This window comes from Falsiroseomonas oryziterrae, from assembly GCF_021864505.1.
In the GTDB taxonomy this organism is placed as follows: Bacteria; Pseudomonadota; Alphaproteobacteria; order Acetobacterales; family Acetobacteraceae; genus Falsiroseomonas; species Falsiroseomonas oryziterrae.
In genome coordinates this window covers 24,976-46,876 of the sequence record NZ_JAKJIB010000004.1, presented here as the reverse complement: position 1 = coordinate 46,876, position 21,901 = coordinate 24,976, and the positions used below count along the sequence as shown (strand labels likewise).

Below are 21,901 nucleotides of genomic sequence, written 5' to 3'. Positions count from 1 at the left end.
GAGGCCACCCGCTTCGCCGGCGCGCTCGCCGCCTCGGTCGCCGCGGCGCCGACCGGGGTGGTGATCAGCGACCCCAACCAGCCCGATTGCCCGATCGTCTTCGCCAACCCGGCCTTCTACCGCATCACAGGCTACTCGGCGGAGGAGGTGATCGGGCGGAACTGCCGCTTCCTGCAGGGGCCGGGCACCGATCCAGCGGCCGTGCAGGCGATCCGCCAGGCGCTGGCGGACGCCCGCCCGATCGACATCCGCCTGGTCAACTACCGGCGCGACGGCAAGCGCTTCGTCAATGAACTCCACATCTCGCCGGTCCACGACGAAGCGGGGGCCCTGCTCTACTTCCTGGGAATCCAGCACGACGTGACCGAGCGGGTGCGCGCCGAGGACGCGGCGCGCCGGGCCCGCCGCGCCGCGGAGCGGGCCTCCGCCGAGAAGTCCGACTTCCTCGCCTTCGTCAGCCACGAGGTGCGCACGCCGCTGAACGGCGTGCTCGGCACGCTCTCGCTGCTGCTCGACACGCCGCTCGACGCGGAGCAGCGCGCCTATGCCGAGACGGCGCGCAGATCGGGGGAGACCCTGCTCTGGACCGTGAACGAGCTGCTGGACCTGTCGCGCATCGAGGCCGGCAAGCTCGAGCTCGAGGAACTCGCCTTCGACCCCGCCCAGCCCATCCGCGACGTCCTCGCGCTGCAGGCCGCGGCGGCCGCCGACAAGGGGCTGGGCCTGACCGCGAGCCTCGACGCCGGGCTGCCGCCGCGAATCCTCGGCGATCCGCGGCGCCTCCGCCAGGTGGTGATGAACCTCGTGGACAACGCGATCAAGTTCACCGCCGCAGGCACGGTGGAGGTGAAGCTCGCGCGCCAGCACGACCGCATGCAGGTGGAGGTGCGCGACACCGGCTCGGGCATCCCCCCGGAGCTGCGGCGCCGGCTGTTCCGCCGCTTCCAGCAGGCCGATGCCGGGACGGCCCGGCGCCACGGCGGATCCGGGCTCGGCCTGATGATCTGCCGCCGGCTGGTCGGCCTGATGGGCGGGCAGATCGCGGTGGAGAGCGAGTCGGGCGCCGGCAGCGTCTTCCGCTTCGACCTCCCGCTCAGGCCGGCCGCAGACAACGCCCCCGGCCTGCCGGCCCCCGCTTCAGAGCCGCCGATGCGCCGTGCCGCAGGCGATGCGCCCTTCGCGCGCCTCCTTCTGGCGGAGGACAGCGAGGCCAGCCAGCTCGTGGCGGCCGCCATCCTGCGGAAGGCGGGCTACGAGGTCGATCTGGTGCGCGACGGGGAAAGCGCGGTCGCGGCCGCCACCTCCGGCTCCTACGACGCCATCCTGATGGACGTCCGCATGCCCGGCCTCGACGGGTATGCGGCGACGCGGCGCATCAGGGCGCTGGCCGGGCCCGCCGGGCGGGTCCGCATCCTCGCACTCACCGCCTCGGCCATGCCGGGCGACGTGCAGCGCAGCCTGGCGGCCGGGATGGATGCCCACCTCGCCAAGCCGGTGGACCGCGCCGGGCTGCTCGGCGCCGTGGCCGCCCTTCTCGCCGCCGTCCCGACACGCCCGCGCGCACCCGCGCCGGCTGCCGAGCCGAGCCCCTCCCATGCCCTGCTGGTGCGCGAGACGCTGGAGGAGTTGCGCGCCGCCGTGGGGCCCGGCCGCCTGCCCGACCTGATCGGCGTGTTCGCCGCCGAGACGCTGGCGCGGGTGCGCCGCCTCTCCGAGGAGCCGTCGCTCTCGGCCGTGGAGGCGGAGGCGCATGCCCTTCAGTCGGCGGCCGGCACCTTCGGGGCCGCCGCGCTCCGGGAAGCCGGGACGGCGCTCGAACGCGCGGCCGCGGCCGGCGATGCCTCGGCTGTCGGCGCCGTTGTCGGCGACCTGCCCCGCCTCGTGGAGCGGACGCTGCATGCCCTGGCCCGGGCCGGCGGTGTCACGGCGGGCGGAGCGGCGTGAGGCCTCGAAGCCCTGTGATGCCCGTGCCACCTTTTCGCCCCATTCCGACGGCTTAGCTGCCGGCCCACGTCGAGGGAGGGCGAAGCGATGTTGCGACTTTGCGCCACCCGCCGGGGGTTGCTGGCGCTGGCCGCCCTCCCCGCCGCGCGGCCCGCCCTGGCAGGCACCAGCGTGCCCGAGGCGGCGACGCTCCTTGCCCCAGGGCCGGAGGAAGGGCCTGCAGCCGGGTTCGCGGAACGCGCGGCGCGCGGCCTCGCCCGCGGTCTCGTACAGGCCTCGGCGCTACGGGTCAGCATCGTCGGGGGGCCCGACGGCATCACGGCCGCGAACCGCTTCGCGGCCTCGACGCCGGCGGATGGCCGTGTCCTGCTCGTTCTGCCCGGCCTGGCCGCGCAGGCCCTGCTGCTGGGCGACGGCCGCGCCCGCTTCGAGCCGCGCCACTGGCCGGCCGTCACCGCCAGCCTTGGCCCCGTCCTCCTCGCCGGGCGCGGCGATTTGTCCGAAACGCAACCGATCCGCATCGCCCTCCCGGCCCCCACCGCGCCCGAGGCCGCGGGCCTGCTGGCGCTGGATCTGCTCGGCCGGCCGGCGACACCTCTCCTCGTCGCGGCTGGCGTCGCACCAGAGGCCGCGGTGGCGGCCGGGGCGGCGGATGCTGTCCTGCTCAGCGGCAGGAATCTCCTGGCTCGCGCGAGCGCGCTGAGCCTGCAGCCTTGGTTGACCTTCGACGGCGGGACAGCGGTCCGGGAGCCCGCGCTGCCGGGCGTCCCGACGCTCGGCGAATTGCTTCCCGACCCCGCCCGCCCCGATCTGCTGGCCGCCGCACGGGCCGCCGCGGCCAGCCTCCGCGTGCAGGGCGTGCTTGTGCTGCCCGCGCTGACGTCGTCCGACACGGTTGCACTGTGGCGCGGCGCGGCGCGGCGCTGGGCAGAGGAGGAGTTGGAGGGCGCCGAGGCCGAGACGCGCCGGATCGCGGCAGAAGACGCCGCAGCGGCGCTCGCCACGCTCTGCCCGCCCAGCGAGGTGGCCCTTGCCTACCGCGACTGGCTCAGGCGGCGGCTCGGGTTCCAGACCGGCTGACGCCTGCGGGGCTTCAGCGCGCCAGGCCGAGGCGGACGGCGACCCGCCAGATCGACGAGACGAACAGGTTCGCCAGCAGGGTGCGCACCAGGTGGAAGCCGAGCACCAGCGGCACGCCGACCTCGAGCGTCTTCGCAGTGATGGCCATCTCGGGCATGCCGCCCGGAGCCATGCCGAGCACGGTGGCCCCGACGGGCAGCCGCCCGAGCCAGGCCAGTCCGACCGCCAGCACCACCATCACGACGCCAAGCAGCAAGGTCGTCGCCGCGGCGGCAACCACGAGCCGCCGCGCCGACAGCAGCCGCTCCCGGTTCAGTCGCAAGCCAAGCGCCATGCCGAGGCCGACCTGCGCTGCATCCAGCATCCACATCGGCACGCCGGATGGCAGCGCATCAAATGCCGCCAGCGCGATCACCAGGGCGCAGGGCCCGAGCATCCATGGGTTGGCCAGCCCGAACCGGTGGCCGAGATACGCCACGCCCAGGCCTGCCACCGCGAGCGCCGCGAGCCCGGCCAGGCGCACCTCCGGCCGGTCCGTCAGGAAGGCCCCGCCCTCGCCGCGCCCGATCAGCAGCGTCACCGCTGCCGGCACGATCGCCACCACCAGGATGACGCGGATGGTCTGCGACAGGATGACCGGCGTCGCCGACACGCCGGCGCGTTGCGCCAGGATCGCCATCACGATCACGCCGCCAGGCACCGAGGCGTAATACCCCGTCTGCGCGTCCGTGCCGGCCAGCCGCGCGAAGAGCTTCGCCACCATCGCGCCGGCGAGGATGGACAGCACCGCCGCGACCACGAGCCATGGCAGCGCGAGACCGACCGCGGCCATCACGGATGGCGTGAAGGTCTGCCCGAGGCCGAGGCCCAAGAGGATCAGCGCGATCGGCCGGATCGGCCATGCCACCGCGGCATGTCCGTTCCAGGCCAGCAACCCGGTCGCGGCCAGCGCACCCAGCATCCACGGCAGCGGAATGTGCAGCCACCAGAAGACCGCGCCGCCCGTCGTGGCGACGAGCGCGGTGAGCAGATGCGGCCTGAACTGGGCTGGGGAGGGGAAACGCGGCACCGAGGATTCTTTCGCGCCGCACCATCGGCCCGCCGCAACGCGACGTCAAACCGCGCGGATCAGGATCGCGCCGGCGGCGCCGTGCTCGACCGCACGACAAGCTCCGGCTGCAGGACGATCTCGCGCTCGCCCTGGCCACCGGAGACCAGTTCGGCGAGGAGGAGGTCCGCCGCGCATCGCCCCATCTCGGCATGCTGGATCCGCACCGTGGTCAGCGGCGGGTGGATCCGGTCGACGAAGGGCATGTCGTTGAAACCGGTGACCGATATGTCGCGGCCGACGGCCAAGCCTGCCGCCTCGAGGGCGTCGTAGATGCCGAGGCAGAGCATGTCGTTCGCGGAGGCGACGGCGGTGAAGCCGCCGCGTTCCAGCAGCGCCTCCATCGCCCGGCGCCCGGCCTCGCGCGAATAGGCCGCGGCGATCACGACCGGCGCCGCCTCGGCATCAAGGCCATGCGCCGTCAGCGCGGCACGGAAGCCGCGCAGGCGGTCGCTGGCGGTCGAGACACCCGGCGGGCCGGCGAGATGCGCGATCCGACGGTGCCCCAACCCATGCAGATGCGCGATCACCAGCGCCATGCCGCGCAGGTCGTCATGCACCACCGTGCCGTGCCTCGACCCCGGCTGGCGCCGGTTGACCAGCACGGTGGGGATCCCGAAGCGCTCGCAGATCTGCAGGGCCCGGCTGGTCTCCGTGGCGGAGGCCAGCATCAGCCCGTCCACCAGATGCGCCGCCATGCGTTCGACGATCATCGCCTCGCGCGTCGGGTCGGTGTCGGTGTTCGCGACGAAGGTCACGTAGCCGGCCTCGGCCAGGCGCTCCTCCGCCGCCCGCACGATCGGCGGGAAGACCGGGTTCACGAGGTCGGGGACGAGGATGCCGATGCTGCGCGACCGCCGCGTCCGCAGACCCGCGGCCAAGGTCGAGGGGCGCCAGCCCAGCCGTTCCGCCACCTCCGCCACGCGCGCCGCCACGGCCTCGGTGACCATGCCGCGGGTGGCCGGATTCAGCGCACGGGAGACAGTGGAGGCATGCACGCCGGCTTCCCGCGCCACGTCGGTGATGGTGGCACGGGACGGCTGGTCAGCGGAGCGCCGGCGGGACGACATCGCGGGAAGTCTACAATGCCGGCGCCGGGGCCGCTCAATCCCCGCGGCGAGGCGCCTCCGGCAGGGGGGCCGCCAGCTCGAACAGCGAGGCCGGCGCGGCGCCGCGCTCCGGCTTCGCCCTGGCGCGCCTCGACTTCGGCACCTCCGCCCCGCTCGCGTCCGACGGAGGCGGGCTCAGCACGGGCGCCTCCACGACCGGCGCAACCACGGGCGGGAGGCGCTGCGGCACCGGCGCCGGCGCGATGGCGTCGAGCGCTTCCGACAGGTCGGCGACAAGATCGGCAACGTCCTCGAGCCCGACCGAGAGCCGCACCGTGCCGTCGGAGATGCCGAGGCGCGCACGCTCCTCCGCCCCCACGCGCATATGCGTCGTCGTGGCAGGATGCGTCACCAGGGACTTCGCATCGCCGAGGTTGTTGGACACGTCGACGATCCCAAGCGCGTTCATGAAGCGGAACGCCGCCTCCTTCCCGCCCTTCAGGTCGAAGGTCACCAGGCTGCCGCCGGCCGCCATCTGCGCCTTCGCAAGCGCCTGCTGAGGATGGTCGGCGCGGAACGGGTAGAAGACACGCGCGACCTCGGCGCGCTCGGCCAGGAAGTCGGCGATGGCCGCGGCGGAGCGGCACATCGCCGGAAGACGCAGGTGCAACGTCTCGAGCCCCTTCAGGATCACCCAGGCGTTGAAGGGCGACATGGCCGGGCCGGTGTTGCGGATGAAGGGCTGGAGCACCTCGTCCACCCACTTCTTCCGCCCCAGGATCGCGCCGCCGAGCACGCGGCCCTGACCGTCCATGTGCTTGGTGCAGGAATAGACGACGACGTCGGCGCCGAACTCCAGCGGCTTCTGCAGCAGCGGCGTGGCGAAGACATTGTCCACCACGACGATCGCCCCGGCGGCATGCGCCAGGTCGCACACCGCCGCGAGGTCCACCAGTTCCAGCATCGGGTTCGACGGCGTCTCGAGCAGGACGAGGCTCGCCGGCGTGGCCAGCGCGCGCTTCCACTGGTCGAGATCGGCGCCATCCACGAACTCGCTCTGGATGCCGTAGCGCGGCAGCAGGGTGGACACGATCCAGTGGCACGATCCGAACAGCGCGCGGCTCGCCACGACGCGATCGCCCGCCTTCAGGTGCGACAGCATCGCGGCATGCACGGCAGCCATGCCCGTCGCCGTCAGCCGGCAGGCCTCCGCGCCCTCCAGCAGCGCGAGGCGCTCCTCGAGGACGGACAGCGTCGGGTTGCCGAAGCGCGAGTACTGGTAATGCGTCGCGGTGCCGAGGAAGGTCGCCTCGGCCTGCTCGGCGTCGTCGTAGACGAAGCCCGACGTCAGGAAGAGCGCCTCGGACGTCTCGTCGAAGCCCGAGCGCATCTGGCCTCCGCGCACGAGCTTCGTCGCGGGACGGAGGGGACGGTTGGGCAGGGACTTCGCCATCGGAACACCTGTCTGCGCCGCAAGCGGCTCCGGCGTCCGGCCCGGTCAGGGCACGCGGCGGCGCAATCGCCCCCGGCGGCCCTTTAGCGCGCTTGTTTTCGGTGGTTGCCCACCGCCCGCCACCGGGACCTCGCCGCAATCAGGCCGGACAAATCGCGAGGGTGCGTGCAGTTACGGCCGGCGGCCCGGGGTGGTCAAGGCCGCTTGCCTCTCCGGGCCGGCAGCCCCTATACCGAAGCGGCCTCCGGCTGCGGGCGTAGTTCAGAGGTAGAACGTCAGCTTCCCAAGCTGAATGTCGTGGGTTCGATTCCCATCGCCCGCTCCAAATTTTGAACCACTTACGACCCCCTTCCGGTGCCGCGCAGGGTCACGGAATTCGTCAGGGTCAAGTCAGGGTCACGCCGCTCCTGCCTCGCGCACGCGTCTACCGGAAACGTCCCGGCTACCGAACCTACATCGACTTGCTGTGGCAGGGTCTGTTGCCGTTCCTTGAGCCGAACTCGCATGCATCCGCCGACCGCGTGGGGCCTGAGCTTTCCGATCAGCATCGCGAGGAACTCGCCGTCCTGCTTCGGGATCTTGGCGATGCTCTGCGCAGGGACTCCGGCCTTCCGCGACTGCCCGAAGCGACGCCTGCATTCGTCGCCATCGGCGCGGAGATTCCGGCGACCAAGTTGTCGCGCGGGTCTGCTCTGTTCCGCTTTGCAACCCGGCCGCGCGGACGTTCTCGAAGCCAGCTGCGCAGTCGCTCGGGACGTCCTGAGCAGGAGCGCGTGACAGCATGGATTCTCAAAGCCGCTGAAAGCGCGGCGGCGCGCGGTTCGCGAATCAAGATGCGTGCCGTCGAGCAAGAATGCATGAGATCGCTTCGCGCATCTCGAACACAGGTCCGCATCGCTTTCCAGAAACTACCCGTCGCCCTGCGACGTGCACGGGGAGACCGCGACCGCTCTGGGTGAATGAACGTGCTTCGGGGTGCGTTTGGCGAAGGACGGCGCATCTGGCCGCGTGGTGTGGTCGGCCACCACATCATGAGGCACCACGATGGAAGCAGCCCCGACTCTCCCCACCGCCGCGCTTGACGACTGCCTGACGGTCGCCGATTTGGCGCGTCGGTATCGCGTTCACCGTGCCACCATCTGGAGGCTTGTCGAGCGCGAGGTCCTTCCGGCGCCGGTCTACATCGGGGCTCGCTCTCCGCGCTGGTTCGCCGCCGAGGTGGATGCGGCTTTCCGCGCGCGGCGCATGAGCCCCAGAGCAGCAATGGAAATGCGGCGGCGGGGGCTTGGGTGACGCTGGCGCTTGCGACGAGTGACCGCGCGCCGATGCTGGGCTGACCCGAAGAAGAAGAATTGGCGTGTGGCATTGGAAGCTGGCTTTCGCCGCGCGGGCTATCCTCAACAGGCTCCGCGCCTACGACGAGAACTGTCCTGCAGGACAGTGGCCGGACGTGCGAAGAAGGCCGGGCTCGACCGCCACGCCGAAGCGGCCAGCCACCCTGTAACGTCTTGCTCGTGGTCACCTATGTCCAACAGCCAATGGCTGGGACATCTCCCGGCGACACCATAATTTGCCTCCGGCGACTTTTTGAGCGAACACCGGCGGGCTCGGCACTTCGCCGCGCGGTAAAGGCGGTGCTACGATGCGGCATGAAGGACGACCGAGACCCGACGACTGGGAAGTTGAACTGGGGGCCGGGCGAGCAGGCGGCATTCCGGGCCAAGCAGAAAGCGAAGAAGATGGCCGCTCGGGCTGAGCGCGACGCGCGCGCCGCGCGGGAAAAAGCCGACCGAGAAGCGCTTCTTTCCAAGCGTTACGCTGCCCCTCCGGCGGAGGTCCGGCCTCCGGAGCGCGCATGGGTGCAGACGGCCCTGAAGTCGCGAGGCCGAACCCTGACCGATCTGGCGCACGCTTGGGGTGTCTCACCGCCGACCATCACCAAATGGCTCGACGGCAGCGTATCCATGACCGCCCTGACCTTGGAACGAGCGGTCTCTCTTGCCGACATGCTTGGCATCGACCTTACCGACCTCGCGCAGCGGCTGGGCTTCAATCCAACCGAATCCGAGCCGCCCAGTCCAAGCCTTCGGACGCCGTCACCCGGCGGACCGGTGTTCGCTGTCACGCGCGTCGGCGCGGGCTACCAAATTCGTGTCGATGCCGTGGTGACCGGGGCAGCGGGGGCGGCGCTGGCGAGAGCCGTCCTAGCCGCTGCCGACGAGGGCATATCGTGGGACGACAAATAGCGCTTGCGTCCGGCGCAATTTCGGCTATCTTCTCGTCAGGCCCCGGTTGATCAGACCGGGGCTCTCTCTTCGAGCCAAGGTAACCGATGCACATGTCACCCCAGCCCAGCCTCTCCACGCCGGGACATCCGGTCCGCTCTGCACGCACACCTTCCGAGGTGCGCGCGATCTCACCCTACCCGATCCCGAACACGACCTGAGCGGACTGATCAGGATGCGCGACGCTCGCGATGCGATGACGCTCCCGCGCAGCGACGTCCTGTCCCGTTGGCGCTGACCGCGCCTTAGCAGCACGCCTTTCAACCTGACGCCCTTCAACCGCCCTCGCAGGGCGGAACGGGAGCATTTGCCCTTAGGAGAACAGATATGGCCAACGAACACGCAGCTTCGAGCAATCCGAACGCCCTCCCGGCGCATGTCGACGTCGATGAAATGCGCCGCGCCGACATTGTCCTCGCGACCTGCGACGACGGCTCCCGTGCGATCATCAAGGGCGAACGCCTTCTCCAGCGCATCGCCTCGGGCGGTCGCGCCCGCGATGCACGCACGGTGTTCGTTAGCCTTCCTTCTGAGGCCGAAGCGCTCATGCTGATCCGCATCCTGCGCGAGTAACCGCAGGCGCTGCGCGCGCCAATCCTCCCCCAAAACCTCAACGCAACCTGAGCCTTCTCAAGCCGCCCTTGAGGCGGAACGGGATTGCTCGTCCTTGGAGCCCGAGCGTGACCACCCTCACTTCACCATCGATGATGCCCTACGGCATGCAGGCGCGGACCAGCCGGGTCTGGTGGGGCGAAGATGTGCCGGACAGGCGGAAAGGACCGCTGATCCAGCAGATCCTCGCCCTGATGTCGCCGCACATCGCACCGGGAGCCGACATCCTCGCGGTCTATTTCGACGACCACGAGGCGGGGCAGCGTTGGCAGCAAACGACTGCCACAGGTGCACCGGTCGCCAGCCCCGGTTTCCTGAACATCGGCCCGCGTTCCGAGAAGAACGCCATTCTTGCGCGACTCGCGGGCGCGTCGCTGGTGCTGGACCTTGCAGGTGCTTGGGTGCGCGGCACTCAGCAAACCGCTATCCAGTGGACCGAGGCGACGTGGAATCCGTGGGTCGGCTGCTCCGTCGCGAGCGCGGGGTGCAACAACTGCTACGCGGCGTTCTTCACCGGGCGCGGCATGCATGACAGCCATAAGGCTGTCAGCCGCACCCTGCCCTCCGGCCGTCGAGTGTGGAACGGGAAGATCGCGCTGAACGCACCAAAGGCGCAGTACGCGCCTGTGTGGCGCAGCAAGCCGACCATCTGGTTCACTGCGTCGCTGAGCGACATCTTCCATGAAGCCGTTCCGGATAAATGGCTCGTCGAGTTGCATAGCGTGATTCGGCATACGCCGCATCACGTCTACCAGATCCTGACAAAGCGACCGGAGCGTGCCGCCGCGTATTACACGGCGCGTCCGCACCACCTCTTCGCCAACACTTGGCTGGGCACTTCCATCGAGGCCGGGCCCGTCATGCGCCGCATTGACACGCTGCGGCGCATTCCGGTTCCCAACGACCAGCGCTTCCTGTCGGCGGAGCCGCTGATCGGACACCTTCTGGAACTCGATCTCTCGGGCATCCGATGGGTGATCGCTGGCGGCGAGTCCGGCCGCCACGATGCGATCCGGCCCGTGAAGGCGGACTGGGTTCGCGATATCCGCGACCGCTGCCTTGGTGCCGAGGTGCCCTTCTTTCTGAAGCAGTGGGGCGCCTATTTGCACAACCCGCTCGTCACCGAGCGCGGTTTCTCTGTGGCGCAGGCCCGCATCGCTGATCCGCCCGACAATGCGAAGGGTGGGGCGATGCTCGACGGTCGCCTCTGGCGCGATGTGCCCGAGTGGCGCAACGGTGAAACGTCTCCTTGCGACCCGAAGACCCATCCGCTCCGCACGGGCTACCGAGCATCCCGTGGTGCGCCGACGCTCATCTTGGCAGCGGCCGCGCCGAGCAGCCTCGCGGAGAACGCTGAATGATGGACGGCGTCGGTGTGCCCCCCGAGCAAGCCAAGCCCGGAACTGTCCTGCAGGACAGTGTCGAGGCAGCCTTTCGCGTGGTCGAAGAGAGGCTGACCCGTCTGTCGGACACGTTCGAGCAGGCATTTCCTGTCTGGATCGAGGTTGGGCGCGCGGCGAACGAAGCGGCCGACCGCATCAAGGCGTTCAACAAGGGGCGGCCCAAGGTGGCGCGGTTGAACCTTGGGCAGGAACTGCAGCGGCGGTTCCCCAAGTCGGCCACCGAAATCAGTCGCGCTCGGCGCCTCGCTACCTCGGTGAAGAAGCGGACGCCCGGCGGCTTTCCCCTTCCCCCGGCGGAACGCCAACTGCCCGAGGCTATTGTGTGGGCGAAGGAGGAAGGCGCACGCCCGCCCTCGTGCCTGAAGGAGGCCGACCAACTCCTGCGCGACTACAATGCGGCACACGTCCCCGGCTACGCTGCGTGGCTCGCGGTGCGTGCCCGCCGGGACTCTGACAGCGCGAATGAGTCGCAGGACTCGCCGGCAACGGTCTATAGGCGCCGCTGGCGCTACGAGACCGTTCGGGCCAATGCGCTGGAGGCGCTCGCCGAACAGGCATTGCACGCGCTGACCAGCGCTGGGCTCGCCGTCTCAGTCCTTGAGGAAGAGCTTGGCGACATCCGAGACGCGTGGGAGCGAAATTTGCGCAGCGAACCATTGCTTGTGCACGCGGAAGATATGTCCCAGCTCACGCAGGCCGAAGCCGCGCTCTGGTCCAAGCAGGATGCGGTCGACAAAGCCACGCCGGACGAGCGCCTCGAAGAGCAGCGCGCTCTCGGCGCAGCCATCGAACGCGAGGGCAAGCGAGCGTTTTCTGACTACGACGCTGCCTCGCGCGGCCCTTGGGTTCGCCACGTCCTCGGGATGAACACCGAGGCCACCAGCCGCCTTGTCCGACTCCATCGCGTCTGGCCTGCGATTCAGCACGCGCTCGCCAGCAAGGACGGGGGGCTGCACGGCCGAGCTTCGGTTACTTTGGACGGAGCCCTCGCTCTGGTGGCGCAGCGCGAGAAAGAACCCGGCAGGCGCCGCGACATTTTCACGACCTTTTTGGAGCGCCATCGCGGCGACTGCAGCAAGAAGGCTGCACCATGAATATCACTGCGCTCTGCAGCCTCGCGGCGCTGGAGAATCTCCCGGACGCGAGCATTGACGCGATGGTGTCGATCCTTCCGCGTGATGTGTCGCCAGTTAGTCAGCAAGACCTCGGGCTCTTGTTCAATGAGGATCAGCGTCTCGCCTCTGCCGGGCCACGCTCGCCAGTACCGTGGCGCACATGCGCCCGCGTGCTGAAGCCGGGTGGCCACGCGCTGGTTGCGACGCCGTCAGGCGACATGGACGTGATTGGTATGGCGCTGCGCCTTGCCAAGTTCGAGATACGTGACGCGATCCTTGTCGAGACCGCCAGTGTGCACGTTCCGGTTCTACTCGCCCGAACCCAACTCGCGACGAAAAGCCTGATCGAGAACATCCGCCACCACGGCGCAGGCGCGCTGAACATCGCCGCGACACGCGTCCTGCCAACCGACGACGAGGTGATCCTTGGCATTGCCGAGCCCGAAGGTCGCTGGCCCACGAACCTCGTCCATGATGGCAGTCCGGCCGTTGAGAACGCGATGCGGGAACGACGGCGAGGGCCATCGAAGGCGCGCTTCTTCACATCGCTTGTAGCCGACAGCGTAGCTGATCGCCCTGCCACGGCGCTAGCCCGGCACCTGCTCCGCCTCGCCGTCCCGCCGGGCGGAGTTGTCCTCGACCCTTTCGCTGCAACGGATTTGGTCGGCCACGCCGCAGCGTCGCTTGGTGTCAGAGCCGTGCTCGTCAGGCGTTGACGCTCCCGCTGTCAGCGCCTCCTCAATCCTCCGCAGCAGCAAGACCGAGTTGGCTCGGCTCTTCGTGCAGATGCCGAATTGCGGCAAAAGGATGCTGGTCAAGAAGCGCGTGGCCAGACTCGTTAAGGACCTCTGCGAGGCTACTCCGCAAGCGCTCTGCTCGGCGATGGCGTGCTACCACAACATCGTGACGGAACTGCGTCTCGGCGATGCTCCAGAGACGAGGGCCAACCTCCTCAACCGCCGCAAGGCCGAGCGGCTCATCCGTGGTCCGCAGAAGTCTCATCCGGCCGATCAGGAACGGTCCAATGTAGGTCGTGCCAAACATCACGCTCGCCACGCAATTCTTCAGCGCGGCGCCAACCGCCTGCACCTCGTGCACGCTTTCGCAGTGCCTCCAGCCTGAAGGGGCTGCGAACGGCGGTGTAGGTGGCGCCGCTCGGGCGAGGTCGGCCTCGATACGGCGACGAATGGCACGTCGGCCAGCGCCATGCGGCAGGGCTTCAATATCGCGAGCGATCCCAAGACCACGGAGAAGCGCGAGCATTGCCCTTAGGTCGCCGACAAGGGCCGGGTCGTGCACGAGCACATGGCGGGCGGCGATGAGCACCGCATCCTCCTCGGCCTCGCGGAGTTGCCGCAACGTCGCATGATGAAATCGCTGCAGGCCGAGCACGCTGTCAGACAGCGGCCCGCGCAGAAGCCCGGCGAGATCCTCATATTCCTGCAGCAGCCACACAGTCGATCCGCACCTGTCGAGCGCGCGAAACAGACGAGGGTCGCCGCCGAGGGCTTCGGCCAGCAGTTCGCGCGGATCGCGCTTGGCAATCTCTGCCGCGAGCGTGGCGGGATCGTTGTCCCTGCCCATTGCGATCCGCGCCTGCAGAAACGCGGCGGTCGCATGAATGACGCGCGGAGGGGCCATTACGAGCTGGGCGGCAAGGCAGGGGCAAGCGTTGATCACGCGGACGATGAGCGGCGCTAACCGCCCCCACGACGCCATCATCGGCGCAATCTCGGTGTGCGGCAGAGCTTTCTGCGCGCGAGCGACGAGCTTCATGTTCAGCGACTACCTCGAAGTCGCGATCTGTCACGTCTTTTCTCGCGCGCTCGGTCTTCGGGACGGCAGAATCCGCGTCAGCGCGCCCGCGAGGCGCGGGCCCGGATTACCGAGGCGGGAGAAATCCCCGCCATCCGTGCCGCTGCGCGCACTCCAGCACCAGCGTTCAGGGCATTGAGCGCCCGTTCCACCCGGGCGGCCGGGACAGGGGGGCGGCCAAACCGGACGCCCTTTGCCTTCGCCCGTTCCCGGCCCCTCTGAGCCGCCTCCCGGCCCAGCGCAGCTTGCGTTCGGACCAGCAGTTGAGCGGCGGCGAGGAGGCCGTCCGCCTCGCTCACATCCGCACCGGCGACGAGGACCCGAACGGCCCGGTTCGCGAGCGCGCCCATGATCGCCACCACCTCGCGCAGGTTCTGCCCGAGCGCTGAAATGTTCGGCACGACCAGCGTGTCAAACACAGCGCCGGCGTCCCGCAGCGCTGCTTCCCGAGCATGCCGGGGGCGGCGGCCGTCGTCGGTGTAGACTCGGCTCACCGACAGGCCGTGCCGGGCTGCGCAGGCCCGCGCAAGTTCGCGCTGGGCCTCGGTGAGCAGGTCCGGCATCGCCCGGACAAGGATCGCGGCATTCGCCATGGCCACCCGGAGAACCGTGGGTGGGCCGCTCCAGTCCAGCCCAAACGTGGCCCTTGCCGCCCCTGTTTGGGACTTTTGGAACGGCGGCGCCGGGCTGCTGGTGCCCCGGTAGCGCCGGGACAACAAAGGCTTGCGGCACCCCACACCGCCGGGCGAGATTGCTTCGGGGTAATCCGGGACGCGGAGCGAGGGGCAGAGGGCGGTCAGCTAGGCCGCCGCGAGGGCCGGTCGGTCGGTCGAGGACCCCAGCACTTTGGGGGACCTGACGCCTAATGATCGCCGCCGACCTTGCTCGCCATTCGGAGCAGACCGCCCTCATCTGGTCCATCGCGGAGATCCTGCGCGGCGATTACAAGCAGTCAGAATACGGCCGCGTCGTCCTCCCTTTCGTGGTCCTCCGGCGCCTCGACTGCCTCTTGGAGCCCAAGAAGGCGGATGTGCTGAAGGCCGCCGTCGCCATTCCGGCCGCTGCCGACGAGGCGATGCGGGAGGCCATCCTCAATCGGGCCGCCGGGCATGGCTTCCACAACGCCTCCAAGTTCACCTTCGCCCTGCTCAAGGCTGATCCGGCGAACATCGCGGACAACCTTCGCGCCTACGTCAATGGCTTCTCCCCGGCCGTCCGCGACGTCTTCATCAACCGGTTTGAGTTCGGCAGCCAGATCGCCCGGCTCGATGGCGCCAACTTGCTCTACCTCGTGGTCTCCCGCTTCGCAGAGGTGGATCTGCACCCCGACCGCGTCAGTAACCTCGCCATGGGCTATGTCTTCGAGGAACTGATCCGGCGCTTCGCCGAGCAGAGCAACGAGACGGCCGGTGAGCACTTCACACCGCGCGAGGTGATCCGTCTTATGGTGAACCTCCTGCTCGTGGAGGACACCGAGGCGCTCACGCAGCCCGGCGTCATCCGCTCCCTTTACGATCCCGCGTGCGGCACCGGCGGCATGTTGTCGGTGGCGGAGGAATACCTGCGCGAGTTGAACCCGCAGGCAAGGCTGGTGGCCTTTGGGCAGGAGTTGAATCCGGAGTCCTTCGCGGTCTGCAAGAGCGACCTCCTGATCAAAGGCCACGACGCCAGCAACATCGCCTTCGGCAACTCCTTCACCGAGGACGGCCACGCGGGTCGCACCGTGGACTACTGCATCTCCAACCCGCCGTTCGGGGTGGAGTGGAAGAAGGTCGAGCAGACCATCCGCGACGAGCACGAAAAGCGGGGCTACGGTGGGCGCTTTGGCGCGGGCCTCCCGCGCGTCTCGGACGGCTCGTTGCTGTTCGTCCAGCACATGATCTCGAAGTTCCACAAGGACGGACGCCCATCGCGGCTCGCCGTCGTGCTGAACGGCTCGCCGCTCTTCACTGGCGCTGCAGGATCGGGCGAGAGCGAGATCCGGCGCTGGATCATCGAGAACGACTGGCTGGAGGCCATCGTCGGGCTGCCGGACCAGTTGTTCTACAACACGGGTATCAGCACCTACGTCTGGATCATCACGAACCAGAAGCGCCCCGAGCGGCGCGGCAAGGTGCAGTTGATCGACGCGACGGCCGCCTTCGAGAAGATGCGGAAGTCGCTCGGCAACAAGCGGAACCTCATCCCCGAGGTGGCCACCCGCGAGATCACCCGCCTCTTCGGGGAGATGGTCGAGGGTGAGACCAGCAAGATCCTGCGCAACGAGGACCTCGGCTACACGCGCATCCGCGTCGAGCGCCCGCTACGGTTAGTCTTCCGCATCAACGCCGACCGCGTCGCCACGTATCAGACGCACCCCGCGTGGGTCGCTCTCAAGAAGCGCAAGTGGAAGGCAACGGGTGCGTTCGAGGAGCAGGTCTACTCATTGGAGCGTCGTAGCGCGATCGAACGTGCGCTGCACACGGCAATTGGCGAGCGATGCTGGCTCGATCAAGCGAGCTTTCGAGAACATCTGCAGTCCGTGCTCGCAGGCGTTGAGATGCCAAAGCCCATGTTTGATGCCTTGGTCGCCGCATTCTCTTCTGTCGATGAGCGGGGGGCACCGATCATTGACTCGGATGGCAACGCGATCTCTGACCCCGACCTGCGCGACTACGAGAACGTGCCGCTCACCGAGGACATCGCGGCATACATGGCGCGCGAGGTCCTGCCGCATGCCCCCGATGCGTGGGAGGACGAGTCTGACCGCCGGAAGGGCTACGAGATCCCCTTCACCCGGCTTTTCTACCGCTACCAGCCGCCGCGTCCGCTCGCCGAGATCGACGCCGACCTTCGCCGCCTCTCCGCCGAGATCACCGAGATGCTGAAGGAGATCGCGGCGTGAGCGACACGGATTTTCTTGGAACCATCGTCGACGCTACCAAGGTGCCAGAGGCCGAGGCAGCACGGGTCATCAACGCAACGCTGGAGGTTCTGCACCGGCGCGTCATCGTAGACGACAAAGGCTGGACCGGGGCTGCGATGGACCTGCGTTTCGACGTGGGCGCGCGAGCGGCGTTTCACTTCCTCGGCCTGCTCGCAGCAGTCCATCGCTACGCGGGCAACGGCGACGACGCACTCGCGGTCAATGAGACGGCCCTCCGGCTTGTGTCGGACGAGGTGGAGGCGGGCAATCGGCGGGTCGCACACTGGCTCGATCAACGGTCGGACTTCCGCAAGAAGCAAGACGAGGGCGGACGCGCGCAATGAGCACCTTCGCCGCGACGCAGGATACGCTCGCCAATCTCATCGCGCAGGTCGGCAACGGCCAGATCCAGTTGCCCGAATTCCAGCGCGGCTGGGTCTGGGACGACAGCCACATCATCGCGGTCATCACCTCGGTCGCGCGCTCCTTCCCCATCGGCGCCATCATGACGCTGGAGACCGGCGGCGAGGTGAAGTTCGCCCCGCGTTACGTCGAGGGGGCGAATCTGCCGCTCGACGCCAAGGGCTTCCCGACGATCCAGCCGGGGCGCCTGCTGCTCGACGGCCAGCAGCGCCTCACCTCCATGTTTCAGGCGCTGACCCTGCCGCAGGCCATCGTCACCAAGGACGACAAGGGCAAGCGGTCGGAGAGGTTCTACTACGTGGACATCGCCAAGGCGCTGGGCACGCCTGCCGAGCGCGAGGAGGCGGTGTTCAGCGTGCCGAAGGATCGCCGGATAACCCGCGACTTCGGCAAGACCGTCCTTCTCGACCTCTCCACGCCCGAGAAGGAATACGCCAAGGCGTGCTTTCCGCTGAACCGGGTGTTCGCGCCGGACAAATGGTTCGAGGGCTGGATGGAACACTGGTCCTACCAGCCCGACCGCATCCAGCAGTTCAACGCCTTCCGGCGGGAGTTCCTCGCCGTCTTTCAGACCTTCCTCGTGCCCGTCATCCAGTTGACGAAGGAGGCGAGCAAGGAAGCAGTCTGCCGGGTGTTCGAGAAGGTGAACACCGGGGGCGTGCCGCTTACTGCCTTCGAGTTGGTCACCGCCACCTATGCGGCGGACGGCTATGACCTGCGCGCCGACTGGTTCGGGCCGAAGTCCGGCCCGGAGGCCGGGAAGGGGCGCTGGCGGCGCCTCGTCACGTCCGGGCCAACCTACGCTGAGAAGGAGCGCGACGCTCTACTGGCGGCGGTGGAGCCCAACGACTTCCTGCAATGCGTCAGCCTGCTTCATACGCAGGATGTCCGGCAGCGCCACGTCGCGGATGGCAAGGCGGGCCAGCCGCCCGCCATATCCTGCACTCGGCAATCAATCCTCGACATGAAGCTGGACGCCTATGAGGCATGGTCAGCGCGGGCCGAGGTAGGGTTCAAGCGGGCGCGAGAGTTCCTCTGGAACCAGCGCATCTACTCCTCGGGCGACCTGCCCTACCGCACGCAGTTGGTGCCGCTTGCCGCGATCATCGCCACCCTCGACGGCGACTGGCACAACGGCGCCATTCGCGAGCGCGTCGCCAACTGGTTCTGGTGCGGCGTGTTCGGGGAACTCTACGGCAGCGCCATCGAGACGCGCTTCGCCCGGGACCTGCCGGAGGTGGTGGCGTGGACGCGCGGCGTCGGGCCGACGCCCCAGACGGTGGAGGAGTGCAACCCGGTGACGGAGCGGCTTCGCTCGCTCCGCTCCCGCCAGTCCGCCGCCTACAAGGGACTGCACGCGCTCATCATGCGGGTCGGCGGCGCGGCCGACTGGCTGGCAGGCACCCCAATGGACGAGGCCTCCTACTTCCAGAAGGACGTGGACATCCACCACGTCTTCCCTGAGGCATGGTGCAAGAAGCAGGGCATCCCGCCCACCACCTACAACAGCATCGTCAACAAGACCGGCCTGACGGCCACCACCAACCGCATGCTGCAGGGCCATGCGCCCGCGCTCTACCTGAAGCGGGTAGAGGAGAAGACGGGGTTCTCGCCGTCCAAGGTGGACGACCTGCTGCGGAGCCACCTGATCGAGCCGCACCTGCTGCGCGCGAACGACATCGCAGGGATGATGGTCGCGCGCGCGGCGCGGCTGGTGGACGAGATCCAGAAGGCTACGGGTCGGAAGGTCGGTGGCCCGCCGGTGGCGGAGGTGTTCGGGCTTGGCGCTGCCGAAGCGGATGCGGACGAGATGGAGGACGCGGCGTGAAGGCTGCGCCTTCTGGCTGGCGGGAAACGCGCCTCCGCTACGCCGCCACGCTCAACCCGAGCAAGAGCGAGGCCCGTGCGCTGGCGGCGGGGACTGAGGTTTCGTTCTTGCCGATGGAGGCTGTGCGCGAGGACGGCACCTTCGACCTGTCCCAGACCCGTGCGGTTGAGGACGTCGCGGGAGGCTACACCTTCTTCCGCGACGGCGACGTCCTGCTCGCCAAGATCACCCCGTGCTTCGAGAACGGGAAAGCGGCGTTAGTGGCCGGGTTGCATTCCGGTTTTGGCTTCGGCTCCACGGAGTTCCACGTCTTGCGCGCGCGAGCCGGGCTCGATCCGCGTTTCCTCTTCTACGTCACGCGCTCGCAGCCCTTCATGGAGCAGGGCACGGCGAGCATGTTTGGTGCGGGCGGGCAGAAGCGGGTGCCGACAGAGTTCTTGCAGGACTACCGCATGATGCTGCCGACCCTTGCCGAACAGCACATCATCGCGGACTTCCTCAACCGCGAGACGGCCCGCATTGACGCGCTCGTGGCGAAGCAGGAAGAATTCATCTCGGCGCTAGTTTCACATCGCCTCGCATTCATCACCGAAGCCGTCACCAGAGGCTTGCACGCGCCAGAAGGCTGGCAGTGCACTGGAACAGATGCCCTGCCATCTCTCCCTTCGCACTGGCGCATCAGCCGCGTAAAGCATCTCTGCTCCAATGTGGTCGACTGCCTCCACACGACGCCACATTACAACGGTGACTTGCTTTACCCGTGCGTGCGAACGGCGGACATCGAGCCCGGTCGTCTCCTTCTGAGCCAGACTCGGTTGGTCAGCGAGGAAGTGTATCAGGAGCGCATAGCCCGCCTTCGTCCGCGCGAGGGCGACATCCTCTACAGTCGGGAGGGCGAGCGTTTCGGGATTGCTGCGCTTGTTCCCCCCGGCATCGATCTCTGCCTTGGCCAGCGCATGATGATGTTCAGGGCGCGGGAAGAGCATTGTTCAGCGTATCTCATGTGGGTCCTGAACAGTGCGCCGACCCTGCACCAAGTGCAGCAGCAGGTCTTCGGCGCAACCTCACCGCACATCAACATCGGGGCCATTGTCAATTTTGTCGTGCCGGTGCCACCCCGCGAGGAACAGGAGAGGATTGCAGCACACATCGATGCAAGCGTGGCGAGGTTGAGAATACTTGAAGTCCGCGCTGCCGAGATCATCGAGCGCCTGCGCGAACACCGCGCCGCCCTCATCACGGCCGCCGTCACCGGCGGGATCGTAGCCGCCCGCCCCCTCGCGGATCATGGCCCAAGAGTAGCGGCTTGATGCGCCCCGAGCAGTCCGATGTCGATCCGACGGCCCTCGTGGACCGGCTGCGTGCGCTGCCTGCCGAGACGGAGTGGGTCGAGTTCAAGATCGGCAACCATGATCCCAAGAAGATCGGGGAATTGGCCTCGGCCGTGTCGAACGGCGCGCGCCTCGCCGATTGCCCCTGCGGCTACATCGTCTGGGGCGTGGCAGACAGCACGCACGACGTCGTCGGCACCGAGTTCAATCCAAGCACGGTCAAACAAGGCAACGAGCCGCTGGAGTTCTGGCTTTCGAAGGCGGTGCAGCCCGACATCCATCTGCGTTTCCGTGAGGTGCGACACCCGCAAGGCCGCGTCGTCCTGCTGGAGGTGCCCGCCGCGCATGGCGTCTCCACCAAGTTCAAGGACATCGCCTATATCCGTATCGGCAGTGCCACGCCGAAGCTGTCAGACCATCCGGGCCGGGAGGCGGCGCTCAACACCAAGCTCCAGCCCTTCGCGTGGGAGCAGGGCATCGCGCTTGCCGGCGTGATGCCCGAGGCGGTGTTGGACCTGCTGGACCACGACGCCTATTTCACCCTCACGCGCCAGCCCTTGCCCGAGACGCGCACCGCCATGCTCGCCCGTATGGCGGAGGACCACCTGATCGCCCCGGACGGCCGTGGCGGGTGGAGCGTCCTGAATCTCGGGGCGATCCTTCTCGCCAAGAAGCTGGAACGCTTCCCAACCCTCAGCCGCAAGGCTCTCCGCATCATCCAGTATGACGGGCTCGGGCGGCAGAAGACGAAGCGTCAATCCACGGGCACGCGCGGCTACGCCTCGGGCTTCGAGGGCGCGCTCAGCCACCTCGACACGCTCCTCCCGGCGGAGGAGCGGATTGCCACCTTCCGGGAAGAGCAGCGGGTCTACCCGGCCATCGCCCTCCGCGAGTTGCTGGCGAACGCGCTCATCCATCAGGACATGACCATCGGCGGCACCGGCCCGATGGTCGAGGTGTTCGATGACCGGTTGGAGATCAGCAACCCCGGCAAGCCAATTACCGACTTCCTCACACGGCTGTTCGCGGCCCGGCCGCGCTCGCGCAACGAGCGGTTGGCGGCCTTGATGCGGAAGATGCGGATTTGTGAGGAACAAGGTTCCGGGCTGGAGAAGATCATCGCGGCGACGGAGGAAAGGCGGCTGCCCGCGCCCCGCTTCGTAGCGGCCGATAGCAGCATCTCGATCACGCTGTTCTCGCCCCGGCGCTTCGCGGACCTGACCCGAATGGAGAGGGTGGAGGCTTGCTACCAGCATGCCGCGCTGATGTTCCAGACCGAGCGGCGCATGACCAATGCCAGCCTCCGGGAGCGGTTCGGGATCGAGGAACGGAATGCGGCGCAGGTCTCTCGGGTCATCAAGGACGCACTCACGGAAGCCCGGATCCGTCCCGCCGACCCAGAGCGGCCGAAGGCCGGGGCATATGTCCCGTTCTGGGCGTGACCCGTTTGATCGGTGTTTGACTGGAGGGGGCCGGGAGGGGGGTAAGCGCGATGAACATGTTCACGGTTCAATGGGTTAGCCGGGGCGGGTCGCTTGATCGGGCCTTGA

The 21,901-nt window shown here is 68.3% G+C and carries 16 protein-coding genes, 1 tRNA gene and 1 pseudogene; 13 read left to right on the top strand and 5 right to left on the bottom strand.

Features of this window, described 5'->3' with window-relative positions:
• Both L2I40_RS01180 and L2I40_RS01175 read left to right on the top strand, forming a co-directional pair.
• Window positions 1–1,944: ATP-binding protein (locus L2I40_RS01180; RefSeq protein ID WP_237213020.1), on the top strand; the 1,944-nt coding region annotated here is incomplete at its 5' end.
• Between the two features lie 87 nt (window positions 1,945–2,031).
• On the top strand, window positions 2,032–3,024 hold the full coding sequence (locus L2I40_RS01175; RefSeq protein WP_237213019.1) for a hypothetical protein: 993 nt from the start codon (window positions 2,032–2,034) through the stop codon (window positions 3,022–3,024).
• Between the two features lie 13 nt (window positions 3,025–3,037).
• Here the strand turns inward: L2I40_RS01175 and L2I40_RS01170 are convergent, their stop codons facing one another.
• From L2I40_RS01170 to metZ, 3 genes and pseudogenes are all read right to left on the bottom strand, one after another.
• Window positions 3,038–4,093, bottom strand: a complete 1,056-nt coding sequence (locus tag L2I40_RS01170; protein ID WP_237213018.1) for an AbrB family transcriptional regulator — start codon at window positions 4,091–4,093, stop codon at window positions 3,038–3,040.
• Window positions 4,094–4,152: 59 nt separating this feature from the next.
• Window positions 4,153–5,202, bottom strand: a complete 1,050-nt coding sequence (locus tag L2I40_RS01165; protein WP_237213017.1) for a LacI family DNA-binding transcriptional regulator — start codon at window positions 5,200–5,202, stop codon at window positions 4,153–4,155.
• Window positions 5,203–5,443: 241 nt separating this feature from the next.
• A pseudogene (metZ, locus tag L2I40_RS01160) lies at window positions 5,444–6,634 on the bottom strand (O-succinylhomoserine sulfhydrylase); the annotation flags it as partial.
• Window positions 6,635–6,884: 250 nt separating this feature from the next.
• Here metZ and L2I40_RS01155 point away from each other — a divergent pair.
• From L2I40_RS01155 to L2I40_RS01130, 6 genes are all read left to right on the top strand, one after another.
• Window positions 6,885–6,959: transfer RNA gene (locus tag L2I40_RS01155), tRNA-Gly, on the top strand.
• A 1,324-nt stretch (window positions 6,960–8,283) separates the two neighbouring features.
• Window positions 8,284–8,880, top strand: a complete 597-nt coding sequence (locus L2I40_RS01150) for a helix-turn-helix domain-containing protein (RefSeq protein ID WP_237213016.1) — start codon at window positions 8,284–8,286, stop codon at window positions 8,878–8,880.
• A 366-nt stretch (window positions 8,881–9,246) separates the two neighbouring features.
• Window positions 9,247–9,492 carry a hypothetical protein gene (locus L2I40_RS01145; protein WP_237213015.1) on the top strand — a complete coding sequence of 82 codons (246 nt, stop codon included), beginning with the start codon at window positions 9,247–9,249 and terminating at the stop codon, window positions 9,490–9,492.
• A 107-nt stretch (window positions 9,493–9,599) separates the two neighbouring features.
• Entirely contained in the window at window positions 9,600–10,892 is a 1,293-nt protein-coding gene (locus tag L2I40_RS01140) for a DUF5131 family protein (protein ID WP_237213014.1), read from the top strand.
• A complete protein-coding gene (locus L2I40_RS01135) occupies window positions 10,889–12,028 on the top strand; it encodes a hypothetical protein (protein WP_237213013.1) in 1,140 nt (379 codons plus the stop codon). Before L2I40_RS01140 ends, L2I40_RS01135 begins: the two co-directional genes overlap by 4 nt.
• Window positions 12,025–12,765 carry a DNA methyltransferase gene (locus L2I40_RS01130; protein WP_237213012.1) on the top strand — a complete coding sequence of 247 codons (741 nt, stop codon included), beginning with the start codon at window positions 12,025–12,027 and terminating at the stop codon, window positions 12,763–12,765. The genes L2I40_RS01135 and L2I40_RS01130 overlap by 4 nt, the downstream gene beginning before the upstream one ends.
• 22 nt (window positions 12,766–12,787) lie before the next feature.
• Here L2I40_RS01130 and L2I40_RS01125 read toward each other — a convergent pair whose 3' ends face one another.
• Entirely contained in the window at window positions 12,788–13,825 is a 1,038-nt protein-coding gene (locus L2I40_RS01125; RefSeq protein ID WP_237213011.1) for a hypothetical protein, read from the bottom strand.
• A 77-nt stretch (window positions 13,826–13,902) separates the two neighbouring features.
• Entirely contained in the window at window positions 13,903–14,457 is a 555-nt protein-coding gene (locus L2I40_RS01120) for a recombinase family protein (protein ID WP_237213010.1), read from the bottom strand.
• A gap of 272 nt (window positions 14,458–14,729) precedes the next feature.
• Between L2I40_RS01120 and L2I40_RS01115 the strand changes: the two genes are divergently transcribed.
• The 5 genes from L2I40_RS01115 to L2I40_RS01095 are packed head-to-tail and all read left to right on the top strand — an operon-like array spanning window position 14,730 to window position 21,793.
• The gene (locus tag L2I40_RS01115) at window positions 14,730–16,748 is read left to right on the top strand and encodes a type I restriction-modification system subunit M (protein WP_237213009.1); all 2,019 of its coding nucleotides are present in this window, start codon (window positions 14,730–14,732) and stop codon (window positions 16,746–16,748) included.
• Window positions 16,745–17,113, top strand: coding sequence for a hypothetical protein (locus tag L2I40_RS01110; protein ID WP_237213008.1), 369 nt, complete (start codon window positions 16,745–16,747; stop codon window positions 17,111–17,113). Before L2I40_RS01115 ends, L2I40_RS01110 begins: the two co-directional genes overlap by 4 nt.
• Window positions 17,110–19,020, top strand: a complete 1,911-nt coding sequence (locus L2I40_RS01105) for a GmrSD restriction endonuclease domain-containing protein (RefSeq protein ID WP_237213007.1) — start codon at window positions 17,110–17,112, stop codon at window positions 19,018–19,020. Before L2I40_RS01110 ends, L2I40_RS01105 begins: the two co-directional genes overlap by 4 nt.
• A complete protein-coding gene (locus tag L2I40_RS01100) occupies window positions 19,017–20,330 on the top strand; it encodes a restriction endonuclease subunit S (protein ID WP_237213006.1) in 1,314 nt (437 codons plus the stop codon). Before L2I40_RS01105 ends, L2I40_RS01100 begins: the two co-directional genes overlap by 4 nt.
• Window positions 20,330–21,793 carry an ATP-binding protein gene (locus tag L2I40_RS01095; protein ID WP_237213005.1) on the top strand — a complete coding sequence of 488 codons (1,464 nt, stop codon included), beginning with the start codon at window positions 20,330–20,332 and terminating at the stop codon, window positions 21,791–21,793. Before L2I40_RS01100 ends, L2I40_RS01095 begins: the two co-directional genes overlap by 1 nt.
• The last annotated feature ends 108 nt before the right edge of the window (window positions 21,794–21,901 follow it).